The 14,746-nt window shown below is 72.9% G+C and carries 14 protein-coding genes and 1 pseudogene; 6 read left to right on the top strand and 9 right to left on the bottom strand.

Annotation, left to right across the window (positions count from 1 at the left end; all coding sequences use genetic code 11):
* Positions 1-4: 4 nt before the first annotated feature.
* From OG276_RS00620 to OG276_RS00600, 5 genes are all read right to left on the bottom strand, one after another.
* On the bottom strand, positions 5-2,065 hold the full coding sequence (locus tag OG276_RS00620; protein WP_266901568.1) for an ABC transporter permease subunit: 2,061 nt from the start codon (positions 2,063-2,065) through the stop codon (positions 5-7).
* Positions 2,066-2,117: 52 nt separating this feature from the next.
* Positions 2,118-3,197 (bottom strand): glycine betaine/L-proline ABC transporter ATP-binding protein, encoded by a 1,080-nt coding sequence (locus OG276_RS00615; RefSeq protein WP_266901566.1) that lies wholly within the window; start codon positions 3,195-3,197, stop codon positions 2,118-2,120.
* Positions 3,194-4,753, bottom strand: a complete 1,560-nt coding sequence (locus tag OG276_RS00610) for a GMC family oxidoreductase (RefSeq protein ID WP_266901564.1) — start codon at positions 4,751-4,753, stop codon at positions 3,194-3,196. Before OG276_RS00610 ends, OG276_RS00615 begins: the two co-directional genes overlap by 4 nt.
* Before the next feature lie 11 nt (positions 4,754-4,764).
* On the bottom strand, positions 4,765-6,249 hold the full coding sequence (locus OG276_RS00605) for an aldehyde dehydrogenase family protein (protein WP_266901562.1): 1,485 nt from the start codon (positions 6,247-6,249) through the stop codon (positions 4,765-4,767).
* A 563-nt stretch (positions 6,250-6,812) separates the two neighbouring features.
* Positions 6,813-7,091 (bottom strand): hypothetical protein, encoded by a 279-nt coding sequence (locus OG276_RS00600; RefSeq protein WP_266901560.1) that lies wholly within the window; start codon positions 7,089-7,091, stop codon positions 6,813-6,815.
* A 41-nt stretch (positions 7,092-7,132) separates the two neighbouring features.
* Between OG276_RS00600 and OG276_RS00595 the strand changes: the two genes are divergently transcribed.
* The 3 genes from OG276_RS00595 (at position 7,133) to OG276_RS00585 (ending at position 9,909) form a co-directional block, all read left to right on the top strand.
* Positions 7,133-7,279 carry a hypothetical protein gene (locus OG276_RS00595; protein WP_266901558.1) on the top strand — a complete coding sequence of 49 codons (147 nt, stop codon included), beginning with the start codon at positions 7,133-7,135 and terminating at the stop codon, positions 7,277-7,279.
* Positions 7,280-7,512: 233 nt separating this feature from the next.
* Complete coding sequence (locus OG276_RS00590; protein ID WP_266901556.1) at positions 7,513-8,229, top strand: DUF4232 domain-containing protein; 717 nt, start codon at positions 7,513-7,515, stop codon at positions 8,227-8,229.
* Positions 8,230-8,325: 96 nt separating this feature from the next.
* Positions 8,326-9,909, top strand: a complete 1,584-nt coding sequence (locus tag OG276_RS00585; RefSeq protein WP_266901554.1) for a serine/threonine-protein kinase — start codon at positions 8,326-8,328, stop codon at positions 9,907-9,909.
* On the opposite strand, the gene OG276_RS00580 is transcribed toward OG276_RS00585, so the two are convergent.
* The gene (locus OG276_RS00580) at positions 9,906-10,889 is read right to left on the bottom strand and encodes an IS481 family transposase (RefSeq protein WP_266901552.1); all 984 of its coding nucleotides are present in this window, start codon (positions 10,887-10,889) and stop codon (positions 9,906-9,908) included. The two genes, OG276_RS00585 and OG276_RS00580, sit on opposite strands and share 4 nt — an antisense overlap.
* Before the next feature lie 231 nt (positions 10,890-11,120).
* Here OG276_RS00580 and OG276_RS00575 point away from each other — a divergent pair, with 231 nt between their 5' ends.
* The gene (locus OG276_RS00575) at positions 11,121-12,173 is read left to right on the top strand and encodes an aldo/keto reductase (RefSeq protein WP_266901550.1); all 1,053 of its coding nucleotides are present in this window, start codon (positions 11,121-11,123) and stop codon (positions 12,171-12,173) included.
* A gap of 15 nt (positions 12,174-12,188) precedes the next feature.
* Here the strand turns inward: OG276_RS00575 and OG276_RS00570 are convergent.
* Positions 12,189-12,628 (bottom strand): annotated as a pseudogene (locus OG276_RS00570) (transposase); the annotation flags it as partial.
* 15 nt (positions 12,629-12,643) lie between these two features.
* A complete protein-coding gene (locus OG276_RS00565) occupies positions 12,644-13,075 on the bottom strand; it encodes a DUF2809 domain-containing protein (RefSeq protein WP_266912435.1) in 432 nt (143 codons plus the stop codon).
* Between the two features lie 195 nt (positions 13,076-13,270).
* Here OG276_RS00565 and OG276_RS00560 point away from each other — a divergent pair, with 195 nt between their 5' ends.
* Positions 13,271-13,927: a 1-acyl-sn-glycerol-3-phosphate acyltransferase gene (locus OG276_RS00560; protein WP_266901548.1), complete on the top strand. Its 657-nt coding sequence runs from the start codon at positions 13,271-13,273 to the stop codon at positions 13,925-13,927.
* A gap of 28 nt (positions 13,928-13,955) precedes the next feature.
* On the opposite strand, the gene OG276_RS00555 is transcribed toward OG276_RS00560, so the two are convergent.
* On the bottom strand, positions 13,956-14,492 hold the full coding sequence (locus tag OG276_RS00555) for an NAD(P)-binding domain-containing protein (RefSeq protein WP_266901546.1): 537 nt from the start codon (positions 14,490-14,492) through the stop codon (positions 13,956-13,958).
* Between OG276_RS00555 and OG276_RS00550 the strand changes: the two genes are divergently transcribed.
* Positions 14,481-14,615, top strand: a complete 135-nt coding sequence (locus OG276_RS00550) for a hypothetical protein (RefSeq protein ID WP_266901544.1) — start codon at positions 14,481-14,483, stop codon at positions 14,613-14,615. The two genes, OG276_RS00555 and OG276_RS00550, sit on opposite strands and share 12 nt — an antisense overlap.
* Positions 14,616-14,746 lie beyond the last annotated feature (131 nt).

Below are 14,746 nucleotides of genomic sequence, written 5' to 3'. Positions count from 1 at the left end.
CATGTCAGGCCTCCTTCACGGGCTGGGTGACGCGGTCGAGGAGCAGGCCGAGGCAGACGATCGCGGCGCCGGCCACCAGGCCGGTGGCCAGGTCGCCCTGGGCGAGGCCGAGGACGACGTCGTAGCCGAGCGCGCCGCCGCCGACGAGGCCGCCGATGATGACGACGGCGAGGACCAGGACCACGGCCTGGTTGACGGCCAGCAGCAGCGCCGGCCGGGCCAGGGGCAGTTGGACCTGCCGGAGCAGCTGCGAGCGGGTCGCGCCGAGCGAGCGTGCGGATTCGACGACGGTCGGGTCCACCTCGCGCAGGCCCTGGACGGTGATCCGGACGACGGCCGGCAGCGCGTACACGACGGCGGCCGCGGCGGCCGGTGCGCGGCCGACGCCGAACAGCGCGACCACGGGGATGAGGTAGACGAACTGCGGCAGGGTCTGGCACACGTCGAGTACGGGCCGCAGCAGCCGCTCGGCGCGGGCGCTGCGGGCGGCTCCGACGGCGATCGCGAAGCCCAGTACGAGGGTGACCGCCACGGCGGCCAGGACCTGGGAGAGCGTGTCCAGGGAGGATTCCCACACGCCGAGCACTCCGACGGCGCCCAGGGCGAGGACCGCGGTGAGTGCGGTGCGCCAGGTGCCCGCGAGCAGGGCGAGAGCGGCGGCCACGAGCAGGAGCAGCCACCAGGGGGCGGCCTGCAGTCCGCTGCGCAGCGGGTCGAGGATCCAGCCGGTGAAGCGGGCGGCCCAGTCGGCGGTGCCGCCGACGACGGGCACGCCGGAGTAGAGGTGGTCGGTCATCCAGGCGACGGCCGAGTTCACCGGAGCGGCGAGGGAGACGGTCCAGGACTCGGGCCACAGGGTGCTGCCGGCGATGCGCCCGGCCACGGCGGCGGCGACCGCCGCGAGGAGGGTGAGGAGGAGGCCGTACCAGCCCGAGAACACCCGGCGCAGCAGGCCCTGTTCGCCGACGGGCACGGTGGCGCCGATCCGGCGGCCCGCGGCGTCGGCGGTGCGGTCCAGCACCACGGCGAGCAGCACGATCGGGATGCCCGCGGCCAGGGCGGCTCCGACGTCCACGGAGGCGAGGGCCTGGTAGACGCGGTCGCCGAGGCCGCCCGCGCCGATCACGGAGGCGATGACGGCCATGGACAGGCCGGTCATGATGGCCTGGTTGACGCCGAGCAGGAGCTGTCGGCGCGCGAGCGGAAGGCGGGCGGTCAGCAGTCGCTGGCGTCCGGTGGCGCCGAGCGAGGCGGCGGCTTCCATGACTCCCGCGTCGGCCTCGCGCAGGCCGAGGGCGGTGAGGCGGGCCATGGGCGGCGCGGCGTAGACCACGGTGGCGAGGACGGCGGCGGGCACGCCGATGCCGAAGACCAGCACCATCGGCAGCAGGTACGCGAAGGCCGGCAGGATCTGCATGGTGTCGAGTACGGGGCGCAGGGCGCGGTCGGCGCGCGGGGAGAGCCCCGCGGCGAGGCCCAGCAGGGCGCCCAGTACGACGGAGGCGGCGACGGCGACGGCCATCAGCGCGAGGGTCTGCATGGTCGGCACCCACATGCCGAGCAGTCCGCAGGCGGCGAAGGCGGCGGCACAGGTCAGGGCGAGCCGGATGCCGGCGAGGCGCCAGGCGACCAGGGCGGCCAGGGCGGTGACCCCGGTCCAGCCGGCGGCGAGCAGGAGCACGTACACGGCGCGGACGGACACCACGACGGCGTTGCTGATGTGGCCGAAGAAGTAGAGGAACACAGGGTGGTTGTCGCGGTGGTCGATGATCCAGTCGCCGGCGCGGCCGAGCGGGCCGGACAGGTCGACGGCCAGGGCCGCGGGCCAGCTGCCGGCGCCCGGGAAGACCACGGCGAGCGGGATCAGCAGGGCGACGGCGACGCCCATCGGGAGGAGGACTCCGCGACGCCCGGCGCGGCCGGGCAGGGCTCTGCGGGGGCGGTCCTGCTGCGCGGACGTGGTACGCGAGTGACGCGGGCCGGCGGGCCGTTCGGCGGACTGCGGGGCTTCCGAAGGGGCGTCGGCGCGGGCGTCGGTCGGGGTGTGGGTCGGGGTCGCGGTCATGCGCACCACCTCCGGGCATCGGGGACGGTGGCCGTGCAAGGGGTGGGGCGGGTCATGCCGCCACCCCCCGTCCGGTGGCGGCGGGGAGTCCGGCGACGACGGCGAGCAGCCCCGCGTCGTCGACGACGCCCAGGCAGCGGCCGCGGTCGACGACGCGGGCCGGGCCGCCGCTGCGGGCGACGGCCTGGATGGCCTCGACCACGGTGGTGGCGGGGTGGAGCGCGGGTCCCTGTTCGGCCTCGCCGGCAGTGGCGGGGCGCATCGCGGTGCGGACGGTGAGCACCTGTTCGCGGGGGACGTCGCGGACGAAGTCCCGTACGTAGTCGTCGGCGGGCGAGCCGACGATCTCCTCGGGCGTGCCGAGCTGCACGATGCGGCCGTCGCGCATCAGCGCGATCCGGTCGCCCAGGCGCAGGGCCTCGGTGAGGTCGTGGGTGATGAAGACCATGGTGCGGCCCTCTTCGTGGTGGAGCCGGGTGACCTCCTCCTGCATCTCCCGGCGGATGAGGGGGTCGAGCGCGCTGAACGGCTCGTCGAACAGGAGCACTTCGGGGTCGGCCGCGAGGGCGCGGGCCAGGCCGACGCGCTGCTGCTGGCCGCCGGAGAGCTGGGCGGGGCGGCGCTCCTCGAGTCCTTCGAGGCCGACCTTGGCGACGAGTTCGGCGGCCTTGTCCCGGCGGTCGCCGCGGCCGACGCCCTGGATCTCCAGTCCGTACGCCACGTTGTCGAGGACGGTGCGGTGCGGGAGCAGGCCGAAGTGCTGGAACACCATGGCGGCGCGGTGGCGGCGCAGGGCGCGCAGCCGGGTGGCGTCCATGGCGAGGACGTCCTCGCCGTCGATGGCGAGGCTTCCGGCGGTGGGTTCGATGAGCCGGGTGAGGCAGCGTACGAGGGTGGACTTGCCGGAGCCCGACAGGCCCATCACGACGAAGACCTCGCCCTTGCGGACGTCGAAGGTGACGTCGCGGACGGCGGCGGTGCAGCCGGTGCGCTCGCGCAGTTCGGCGGCGGACAGGTCGGCGTCGGCGGAGCCGGGGACCTTCGCGGCAGCCTTCTCGGGGCCGAAGACCTTCCACAGGCCGTCCACGGCGAAGACGGGGGGTGCGGCGGGGGTGGCAGGGGTCGTGTTCACCGGGTACCGCCTTCGCGGGCCAGCAGTTCGGCTGCCTTTTCGCCGACCATGAGCACTCCGATCATCGGGTTGACCGCGGGCATCGTGGGGAAGACGGAGGCGTCCGCGATGCGGATGCCTTCGAGCCCGCGGATCTTCAGGTCCGGGTCCACGACGGCGCCGGGGTCGTCGGCGGCGCCCATCCGGCAGGTGCCGGCCGGGTGGTAGACGGTGTGCGCGACGGAGCGGGCGTAGGCGCTCAGCTCCTCGTCGCCGGTGATCTCCGGGCCGGGGCACACTTCTCGCTTGAGCCAGCCGGCGAGCGGCTGGGTCGCGGCTATCTCGCGGGCGAGCTTGATGCCGTCCACCAGGGTCCGGCCGTCGTAGTCGTCCTCGTCCGTGAAGTAGCGGAAGTCCAGGGCCGGTTTCACCTCGGGGTCCGCGCTGGTCAGGTAGAGGCGGCCGCGGCTGCGGGGCTTGGGGATGTTGGGGGTCATCGACACGCCGTGCGCGGGCCGTTCGTAGCCGATGCGCTCGGGGTTGTCGGTGAAGGGGACCTGGTAGAAGTGGAACATCAGGTCGGGTCCGGCGGATTCGGGGTCGCGCCGGACGAACAGCCCCGCGTCGCTGTCCATCGCGGAGTTCTCCGGTATCGGGCCGTCGGTCTCCCAGACGATCACCGACTCGGGGTGGTCGAGCAGGTTCTCCCCCACGCCGGGCAGGTCGTGCACCGGGGGGATGCCAAGGGCTTCCAGGTCCGCGCGCGGGCCGATGCCCGAGTGCAGCAGCAGCCGGGGGGTGTCCACTGCGCCGGCGCACACCAGTACCTCGCGGCGTGCGGTGACCAGCGACTCCGTACCGTCCGAGGCACGTACGCGGACCCCGCGCGCCCGGGTGCCGTCGAGTTCCAGGCGGTGGGCCCAGGTCTCCAGGAGGATCGTCAGGTTGGGGCGCTCGTCCATGACGGGGTGGAGGTAGGCCACCGACGCGGAGGAGCGCTTGTTGCCCTCGGGGTGGTACGCGAGGTCGAAGAAGCCGGCGCCCTCGTGGAAGGGCTTGCGGTTGAAGCCCTCGACGCGCGGGACGCCCAGGGCGCTCTGCGCGGAGTCGACGAAGTCGCGCGCGATGGCGTTGCGGTCCTTCTCGTCGACCGGGACGATGTTGTTGAGGAGCCTGTCGAAGTACGGGTCCATGGCGGCCGCGTGCCAGCCCTCGGCTCCGGACTCCGCCCACTCGTCCCAGTCGGACGGGAGCGGCTTGAAGGCGATCAGAGTGTTGTGCGAGGAGCAGCCGCCGAGGACGCGGGCGCGGCTGTGGCGGATGTGCGAGTTGCCGCGGGGCTGCTCGGTGGTGGGGTAGTCGTAGTCGAGCTCGCCGCCGAGCAGGCCCATCCAGCGGCGCAGGGTGAGGACTTCGGGGCGGTCGACGTCGCTGGGACCGCCCTCGATGACGGCGACGGTGACGGCCGGGTCCTCGGTGAGGCGGGAGGCGATCACGGAGCCGGCGGTGCCGCCGCCGACGACGACGTAGTCGTACTCCTGCTCCGTGGGGGTGGTGCTGTGCGTGGGGGTGGTCATGCTCTCCTCCTTCATCCCGCGAACCAGCGCACGGGGCGCGGGGCGAGGTTCTGGTACACGTGCTTCGACTCGCGGTACTCGGCCAGTCCCGACGGGCCCAGTTCGCGTCCGATGCCGGACTTGCCGAAGCCGCCCCACTCCGCCTGCGGGAGGTAGGGGTGGAAGTCGTTGATCCAGACGGTGCCGTGGCGCAGCCGGCCGGCCACGCGGCGCCCGCGGCCCGGGTCGGAGGTCCACACCGCGCCGGCGAGCCCGTACTCGGTGTCGTTGGCGAGCGCGACGGCTTCGGCCTCGGTACGGAAGGTCTCGACGGTCAGGACCGGCCCGAAGACCTCCTCCCGTACGACGCGCATCCCGCGGTGGCAGCGGTCCAGGACCGTCGGCCGGTAGAAGTAGCCGGGCCCGTCGGGGCGTTCGCCCCCGGAGCGCAGTACGGCTCCCTCGGCGAGGGCGGAGGCCACGTACTCCTCGGTGCGTTCGCGTTGGGCGGCGGACACCAGCGGCCCGCATTCCACGCCCGGGTCGGTGCCGCGGCCGAGGCGGATCCGGTCGGCCCGGCGGGCGAGTTCGGCGACGAAGCGCTCGGCGACGCTCTCCTCGACGATGAGCCGGGAGCCGGCGGAGCAGACCTGGCCGCTGTGCATGAAGGCGGCGTTGAGGGCCTGGTCGACGGCGGTGTCGAAGCCTTCCTCGGTGGCGCAGGCGTCGGCGAAGACGACGTTGGGGTTCTTGCCGCCGAGTTCGAGTGCGACCTTCTTGACGGAGTCTGCGGCCGCACGCATCACCTTCGTACCGCTGGTGAGACCGCCGGTGAAGGAGACGAGGTCGACGTCGGGGTGGGCGGCGAGGCGCGCGCCGACGGGGTCGCCGGGGCCGGTGACCAGGTTCGCGACGCCGGCCGGGAGACCTGCCTCCACCAGCAGGCCGATGAGGGCGACCGTGGACAGCGGGGTGATCTCGCTGGGCTTGAGCACGAAGGTGTTGCCCGCGGCGAGGGCGGGAGCGATCTTCCAGGAGGCCTGGAGGAGGGGGTAGTTCCACGGGGTGATCAGGGCGCAGACCCCGACGGGCTCGTGGACGACGACGCTGTGGACGTCGGGGGTGCCGGCGTCGATCACGCGGCCCGCGCTCTCTCCGGCGACGAGGTCGGCGAAGTAGCGGAAGGCGTCGGCGACGCAGTCCACGTCCACGCGGCCCTCTTCCAGGGTCTTGCCCGCGTCGCGGCTCTCCAGCAGCCCGAGGCTTTCGCGGTCGCGGTGGAGCAGGTCGGCGGTGCGGCGCAGCAGGGCGGCGCGCTCCAGGACGGGGGTCTGGGGCCACTCCCCGCCGTCGAAGGCCGCGCGGGCGGCGCTGACGGCCGCGTCGGTGTCCGCGGTGCCGCCCTCGGCGACGACGGCGAGGACCGTGGCATCCGCCGGGTCGAGGACCTCTCGGGTGGCTCCTGATACCGCGGAACGCCAGGTCCCGGCGATGTGGATGGTCGTCTGCTCGGACACGACTTGTTGTACCTCCGATTCCGCCACCGCGACTTACCCGCGGGGGCGTTGCTCGTTCCCGGTTGCCCCGGTTCATGGAAGCTATGTCCCATCCGTCACTGGAAGTGACGGGCATCACTCCCGGTCACTCCGGGGAGGTGTGGGATGGCTCGGGGTATATCGGGCGCCACGATGGGCGCCGGTACGGCTGCGGGGGATGCGGCCGGTGAAGCGTGTGGTGAGTACACACACCGCTGCTCCCCGTCGAACGACCACCGGCGGGGGCTTCGGCGGCCGCTGGATGCCGGCGAGCAGCTGGCATGGCGTCGGCCGAACGGCTGTCCGCCTGCGCCTTGCGCGATCGAGGGCTGCTGGACGTCGTGCGCCGCGGCGGAGCCGTGCGGACCGAGGTCACCGGGGCCGGGTGCCGCGTCCCGCGCGGAGATCGTTGCGCCGGGGCGGGGCTCTCGGGCCGGGCGCAACGGGATGTCCGGGTGCAGGGGGATGTACGGAGCGTAGCCGTCAGGGGTTTCGCCGCACGGCCTGGAGGTAGAGGGCGTACGTCGCAGGGGGCGGTGCGGCTCCTACCGGCCGGAGACGCGGTCCAGCCAGTCGCCGAGGAGTGCGCGTTCGTTGGGGGTGAGCTCCGTGAGCTCGGGCAGGGCGGCGCGCAGGGTGACGGCGGCGGCGACCGGACCGGCCGGTGCCGCGGCGGGTGCGCCGGCCAGGATGGCCGTGCAGACCGCCTCCCGGGCGAGGTCGGCGAGGGTCATGTCGCGTTCGCCCTCGGGTTGGCCGATGAGGGTGAACACGGTGCCCGTACCGGCCGACCGGATGAGGTCACCGGCGCGCCGCTCGGGCACGCGCAGGAGCCCGGCCCGGGCGAGGCGGGGTCGCCCGGGGCGTGGACGAGCGGATGGCGGGCTTCCTCCTCGGCTTCTACCGCAACGCACGGCAGGACGGCTTCGCCGGCGTCGACCCCCTGCTCGGCGAGCTCCTGGGCCGGGAACCGCGCACGGCACGCGATGTGCTCTCCCAGCCCACCGGCTGACAGCGGTAGCTGCCCCGCGGCCGTCCGGCCCCCTGACGGAACGATCCCTTCCTTGTCCCCAGTCGGTAACAGGGGTATGAGATGCCGAGGACAAGGGCAACCCGTTAGTGCAGGCCGGGCGGCCAATACGTCGACACCCGGACCGCGGCGCAGCGGCCGATCGGTGCGCGCCGTCTGCGCTCATAATCGAGGGTCGACAGCGGCCGCACAGGGCCGGCAACGGGGGATGCACCATGAACATTTCTGCTCGCACCAGCCACAGGAACTGGAAGGCCCACGTCCTCGGGGCGGCGACGGCCGCCGCGCTGCTCGCGTCCACGGCGTGTTCGCCGAACGAGGGCGACGGCCCGGACAACGGCAAGCCCTCGGGATCGGCGACCGCGCCGACCTCACAGGCGCCCTCGCCGAGCGCGAGCGCCTCACGGGAAACGCAGAAGCCCGACGACACGCCCTCGGCGACGCCGAGCCCCGCACCGACGAAGACCGGTGGTGGCGGCGACGGCGCCCTCGCCCTCTGCACCGCGGGCACCGTCTCGATCACCGCCACGAGCGCGGACGACCCGGGCGAGTCCGTCCGGCACGTCCTCTTCACCATCGAGAACACCGGCAGCAAGACCTGCGCCGTCTACCACTACCCCCACGTCCAGCTCGGGGGAGCCCGCGGGCTGGTCCCCGACATCAAGCTCGTCCCCGCGCCCAAGGACCCGTACGCCACCCTCGCTCCCGGCAAGGTGGCGTACGCCGCGATGGTCCTCAACGGCCCCATGGACGAGGCGCCGACGAAGAGCATCACCGTCCAGCTCCAGGACCGCACGTCCGGCAGCAAGATCGGCGAGCCGATCAAGGTCGCCATGCCCGGCGTCGACACGTTGTACTACAACGACTTCCTCCGCGTCACCCACTGGACGACCGACAAGGCCCTCGCCCTGCGCTTCATCATGGTGTCCTGACGAACCACCCCCCGGAGCGTTCCTCTAAGGTGACTCCACCGGCTGGTCCGTGCGCCCCGTGCGTACGGACAACAGCCGTCCTGACAGGGGGAGTCGGTGGAATCACTGCGGCCCGGCGACCCGCCGGAGATCGGCGGGTACCGCCTGCTGGCACGGCTCGGCGAGGGCGGGATGGGCGAGGTCTTCCTGGCCCGTACGGCGTCCGGCCGGCCGCTGGCCCTGAAGACCGTCCACCGGGAACTGAGCCGGGATCCCGAGTTCGCCGACCGCTTCGCGCGGGAGATACGCGCCAACGACCGCGTACGTTCCCCGTGGACGGTCTCCGTGGTGGACTTCAGCGCTCCCGGGGCGTCCCCGCAATGGCTCGCCACGGAGTACGTCGCCGCGCCCTCCCTGGGCGAATGGGTGCACCGGCACGGACCGCTGCCCGAGCCGGCCCTGTGGAGCCTGGCGCGGGAACTCCTCGCCGCCCTCGTGGCCGTACGGGCGGTGGGCATGGTCCACCGCGACATCAAGCCCGGCAACGTGCTGCTCGGCCGGGAGCGGCCCTTCCTCATCGACTTCGGCATCGCGCGCGCCGTGCAGGATCCGCGCCACACCCGGACCGGCGCGGTCATCGGCACGCCCGGCTTCCTCGCGCCGGAACAGGCGACCGGAGCCGTCACCGAAGCTCCGGCGGACGTGTTCTCGCTCGCCGCGGTCCTCGTCCACGCGGCCACCGGCCGCAGCCCGTTCCTGGCCGACGGCGAGGAGCCCTCGCTCGCCGGCCTCCTCTACCGGATCGTGCACGGCGAGCCCGCCCTCGACGGCGTTCCCGAGGGGCTCCGCTCCCTGCTGGGGGAGTGCCTGGCCAAGGAGCCGGGGCGGCGCCCGACCGCCGACGAGGTACTGGCCAGGGTGGCCGGGACCGGCGCCGCAGGGGAGCAGTGGAGCGGGGTGCTCCCACCCGCGCTGGCGGCGGAGGTGAGCCACCGGGAGGCCGAACTACGCCGCACCCTTGCCGCGTCCGAGCCGGTGCCGGTGCCGGTGCCGGTACCGGTGCCGGTACCCGTGCCCATGCCTCCTGTGGCACCTCCCGCAGCGTTCGCGGCGACACCGCCGCCGCCCTCCGTACTCCCCTCCGGGCCGCGGCGCGTGCCCTGGATGCCGGTGGCGGCCGTCGGCGTCGCCGCTCTCGTCGTCGCGGCCACCCTCGTGATCAAGATGCCTTGGAGTGGTCGCGGGGACGGGAAGGGGGACGGCGGAGGGAACGGATCGGCGACCCCGTCCGCTTCGGCGTCGGCGATGCCGCGGTCCTGGATCGGCACGTGGACCGGCACAGGTCCCGGGACACCCGACGCGGACGGAGTCTCGCAGGCCAGGACGGGCGAGTTCTCCGTCACGGTCACGCTGAACGCGGGCTCCGTCGGAGACCTCGTGGGCCGGCAGGTCAGCGAGGTGACGGAGACCGCCACCGGGCGGAACCTGGGGTGCACGGAGGCGCTGGAACTCCGGCAGACGAGCGGGGACAGGGCCGTCTTCGCGGCAGTGACCACCCACCCGACCGACCCCGCGGCCACCTTCGACTGCCCCCGGGGCAACCTCTACGTACTGACCCTGGCGGAACCGGACCGCCTGAAGCTGGAGGTCGAAGGGGCCCAGTCGGCGGGCGCCCCCGAGACGTTGACCCGCAGCGGCTAGGTGTATTGACCCGCAGGGTTGTTGACTCGGGTGATGGGTGGGTGTCCGCCCAGTGCGGTGTGGCTGCGGTGGTGGTTGTAGGTGTGGAGGAAGTCTGCCAGGGCCGCTGTCCGTTCCTGGTTGGAGGTGTAGGGCCGTAGGTAGGCCCATTCGTCCAGGAGGGTGCGGTTGAAGCGTTCGACTTTCCCGTTGGTTTGTGGCCGGTAGGGCCTGGTCTTCTTGTGGGCGATGCCGGCCGCGGCCAGGGCCTGGGTGAACAGCTTCGACTTGTAGCAGGAGCCGTTGTCGGTCAGGACGCGTTCGACGGTGATGCCGTGGCGGGTGAAGAAGACGTTCGCCCGTTGCCAGAACCCGGCGGCGGTTTCCTTGCGTTCGTCGGTGAGGACTTCGCTGTAGGCCAGACGGGAGTGGTCGTCGACCGCGGAATGGACGTAGGAGTAGCCGATCACTGGCGTGGAGCTTCTGCGCTCGGTGGTGCTGCTCTGGCGGTTTCGGTCGCCTGCCGTCCGGCCGACCGTGCGCCAGCCGCCACCGTCCGGGATGTTCCCGAGTTTCTTGATGTCGACGTGGATGAGTTCGCCCGGGTGCTCGCGTTCGTAGCGGCGGATCGGCTGCCCGGTGGGCCGGTCCAGCCAGGCCAGGCGGCCCAAACCGTGGCGGGTCAGGATCCGGTGCACGGTCGAGGCGGGCAGCCCCAGGATCGGGCCGATCCGGGCAGGGCCGAGCTTTCGGGTTCTGCGCAGGTCACAGACCCGGGCTTCGACCGCTGCGGTCGTGCGGTGCGGTGTTGTGCGCGGCCGGCTGGATCGGTCGTGCAGGCCCGCTTCGCCCTCGGTCCGCCATCGGCGGACCCACTTGTGGGCGGTGGCCCGCGAGATACCCATCTCGGCCGCGACGTGCGCGACGGGGCGGCCCGAGCGGACTCGTTCGACCAGCAGGCGCCTACCGAAGACGGTCAGCCGGGCATTACGGTGGGACACGAAGACCTCCGTCGTGCAATGGGTTCCTAGACAGCTCCCACCACACCGGAGGTCTTCGCCATGTTCAAGACCTCGGCAGTGTCAACAACGCTCGTGATCAATACAGCTAGGCCGTCTCTTCCGGATCGTGCCGTCCGGTGCCGCGGCGGCAATCCCCTTGATCAACGCTTGCGTTGAAGTGCACTCCAGCGCTTAGCGTCGGCCGCACGACCTGCGTGAAGGGGGAAGAACGTGCGGTACACACTGTTCGGAAAGACCGGTCTGCGCGTGAGCGAGCTGAGCCTCGGCGCGATGACCATGGGCGACGACCTCAGCTGGGGCGCCGACCAGAAGAGCAACGCCCGGATCGTCGACGCGTACGCGGACGCGGGCGGCAACTTCATCGACACGGCGAACATCTACGGCGACGGCAGTTCGGAGCGGATCCTCGGCAAGCTGCTCGACGGGCGGCGCGACGAGTTCGTACTGGCCACCAAGTACACCTGCGGGACCCGTGACGGCGACGTCAATGCGGCGGGCAACCACCGCAAGAACCTGGTGCGTTCGGTGGAGGCCAGCATGGAGCGGCTGCGCACCGACCACCTCGACATCCTCTGGGTGCACGCACGCGACAACTTCACCCCGGTCGAGGAAGTGATGCGCGCGCTGGACGACCTCGTACGCACCGGCAAGGTGCTGTACGTGGGCGTCTCGGACTGGCCCGCCTGGGAGATCGCTCAGGCGAACACCCTCGCCGAGCTCCGCGGGTGGTCTGCGTTCGCCGGTTCGCAGCTGCGCTACAACCTGCTGGAGCGGACCCCGGAACGTGAACTCCTGCCCCAGGCACGGGCGTTCGACCTCGCCGTGCTGGCCTGGGCGCCGCTCGCCGCCGGCAAGCTCACCGGCAAGTACCGCCGGGGCGAGGGAGGACGGCTGGACTCCTGGGGCGTCAAGGCGTCCCCGGAGGAGGAAGAGGTCATCAGCGTGGTCCTGGAGATCGCCGAGCAGGGCGGTTGGACCCCCGCCCAAGTGGCGCTGGCCTGGCTGCTGGGCCGCCCCGGAAACGTCGTTCCGATCATCGCGGCGACGAAGGAGAGCCAGCTCGTCGACAACCTCGGCTGCCTCGACGTCCGCCTCGACGCCGATGCGGTCGCGCGCCTCGACGAGGTGAGTGCCGTACCGCTCGGCTTCCCGCACGACTTCGTCCGGGAACCGTCCGTGGTCAAGACCATCTACGGCGACCGCTGGCACGCGATCGAGGACCGGCGCAGCACCTATCGCCGTACGGCCACCGACGTGCGCTAGGCCGTTTCCTTCGGATCACCTCGCCGACCAGATGAAGATGGCGGCGAGGTGGAAGTCCCGTGAGGTAGATGGTGGCGGTCTTGTCGTAGCGAGTGGCCAGACCGCGCCACTGCACGGCGGCCGAGGCGTTTGCGGTTCGCGGCCTGATCGGCGGGCTGGGGGATCACTGCCCGGATCCCGCGCCTCCGCAGATGCCCGCGGATCGCCCGCGACGAATAGGCCTTGTCGGTCAGGACCACATCTGGCGTGACCCTGGGACGGCCGATCCGCCTGGGCACCCCTAACCGAGCCATGACCTGCGCGAACGCGGGTGCGTCGCCAGCCTGGCCCGGCGTGATGACGAACGCCAGTGTCCGGCAGCGGCCGTCCGCGACAACCCAGTCCGGATCGCCGCCGGCGTCGGCCTGCGCGAGCAGGGTGGTGAAGACCTTCTCCCATGTGCCGTCCGCCGCCCACCCTGAGGGAGCGGCCTAGGCCGAAAGAGACGACCTGGCGCTGCAGAGGCTCACCGCGGTGTGGGCGAGCCAGCCGACGGCCGCGCCGACCGCGTACCAGAACAGGTCGGGCGGGTTGAAGGTGGACCCGAGGACGAGCCGGGCGACCGTGCTGTGCCGGGAGAGCTCCGCCGGTACCCCGCTGAGCTGGAGGAACTCCACCGTCCAGCTCACCGCGAGAGCGCCCGCGGCAGCGCGCAGGGCCGTCACCCGCGGCAGGGCCAGCACGATGAGGGCGAAGATCAGTACGGTGTACAGCGCGTCTCCGCCGTACTTGGCAAGGCTCCCCGCCGCCACGGCCCGTAGCCCCAGCCCCGCGCCGACGGTCACCACCACCGCAGCGGCTGCCGCGAGACGGGTCCGGGCGCGGCGGGGTCCGGCACGGTCACGACTCGCAGGCACGTAGATGGTCACGGCGACCACCCTGCCAGACGGCCGCCGCCGGTCATCCCCGGCCACCGCTCCCGCTCCCTTCGCGGAGCGGGAGCGCAGGGGTACGTGGGCTTCGTACCCAGGCGGGTTGAGTAGGGCGACTCATGCCGGACCGGACGGCGGCCGACACGCTGGGGGTACGAAGACCGCACACCCCGGAGGTTCGATTCCATGATCAGCCACGTCGCCGCCGCCCTGGCCCCGGTGTTCGGGCGGATGACCGTCTCCGAGGACGCGTCGGGCCCCGTCGCCGGCGGGACCATCCTGGCCGCCAACCACACCAGCCTGGCCGACCCCGTCATCGTGGTCGCCGCCCTGCGCCGGCTCGGCGTCGACCCGGTGATCATGGCCACGGCCGGGCTGTGGCGGGTCCCGGTGCTCGGCGGCGCTCTAGCCCGCGAAGGGCACATCCCGGTCCACCGGGGAACGGCCCGCGCGGCGAACTCCCTCGCCGACGCCGCCGCGGCCCTGGCCGCCGGGCGGTGCGTGCTGATGTACGGGGAAGGCGGGATCCCCGCTCGCCGCGACTCCGGCGAAGCCGCGCCCCTGCCCTTCCGCAGCGGCCTGGCCCGCCTCGCCCGTGCCACCGGAGCACCCGTCCGCCCCGTCGGTCAGGCCGGCGCCCGCCGCGTCAGCTCCGGGACGACGGCCAAACAACTCGCCGGAGTCCTCACGGCCCCGGTACGCCGGCCACGCATGCATGTCCACGTGGGTGCGCCCCTGTTCCTGCCGGACGGCCTCTGCGAGGCGACGGCCGCTGCCCACGGGGCGGTCACCTCGGCCTGGCGGACCGCGGTGTCCGGGCTCGCCGGAGTCGGCGCGCGGTAAGCCGCCATCCCCGCCCCGACGGGCTCCGTCAGAGGGCCGGGCGCAGGGCCGCGAGGTCACGGGCGGCGAGTCTGGATCGGGAGGACAGGGTGGTGTGCACCGCGTCCAGGACGGGCAGTTCGGCGTGGCTGCGGGCCAGGGCCACGTCCTTGGCCGCCGGCGCCACGGGGAAGCGCGAGCCCTCGGCGTAGGCCTGGGCCACCGCACCGGCCAGCGGCCCGCGGGTCGGCTCCGAGCGCAAGAGCGCCTCCGGCAGGCCCAACGAGGCGCCGAGTTGCAGGGCTTCGGCGACCCACAGCTCGCCGGAGGCGGCCCGGTCCACGCTGCCCATGACCGGGGCGTCGGTCAGCAGCACCATGGAAGGCAGCCGCGCCGCCAAGTCCCGTACGGCCTGGGGGTCGACGGTGGGGGTGTCGATCCAGTGGGTACCGGGCCGCAGGGCCGGCAGCAGCTCCTCGGCGACGGCGTGCAGGGCCGCCGGGTCGGCGAGCATGGTGATCACGAGGCGGCCGTGCCCGGCTGCCGCACGCCAAGGCTGGACGAACGGATCTACGTGGCGGGGCACCGCGGCCACGCGCCGGCCGGACGGCGCTCGGCCCGGCTGCCCGAGTTCGCCGGGGAGGAGCGGATCGCCGCGAGCAGCCGCCCCGAGGAAACCCTGATGGCCGGCGCCCGTTCCGGGCGGTAGGTCAACGGCCTTGCACTGAAGTCGCGTTGGTGCTCACTCGCCCTTCCCTGGCCGTACGGACGCCCCAGGGCCGGGGGAGTCCGTGGCGAGTGAGCTGGAACTCGCCCGTCCGGGCGTACGGACGTTCTAGC

It is taken from the genome of Streptomyces sp. NBC_00086 (assembly GCF_026343255.1).
Lineage (GTDB): Bacteria > Actinomycetota > Actinomycetes > Streptomycetales > Streptomycetaceae > Streptomyces.
Note: the sequence above shows the minus strand (reverse complement) of the source record. Positions and strands in the feature narration are given on the sequence as shown.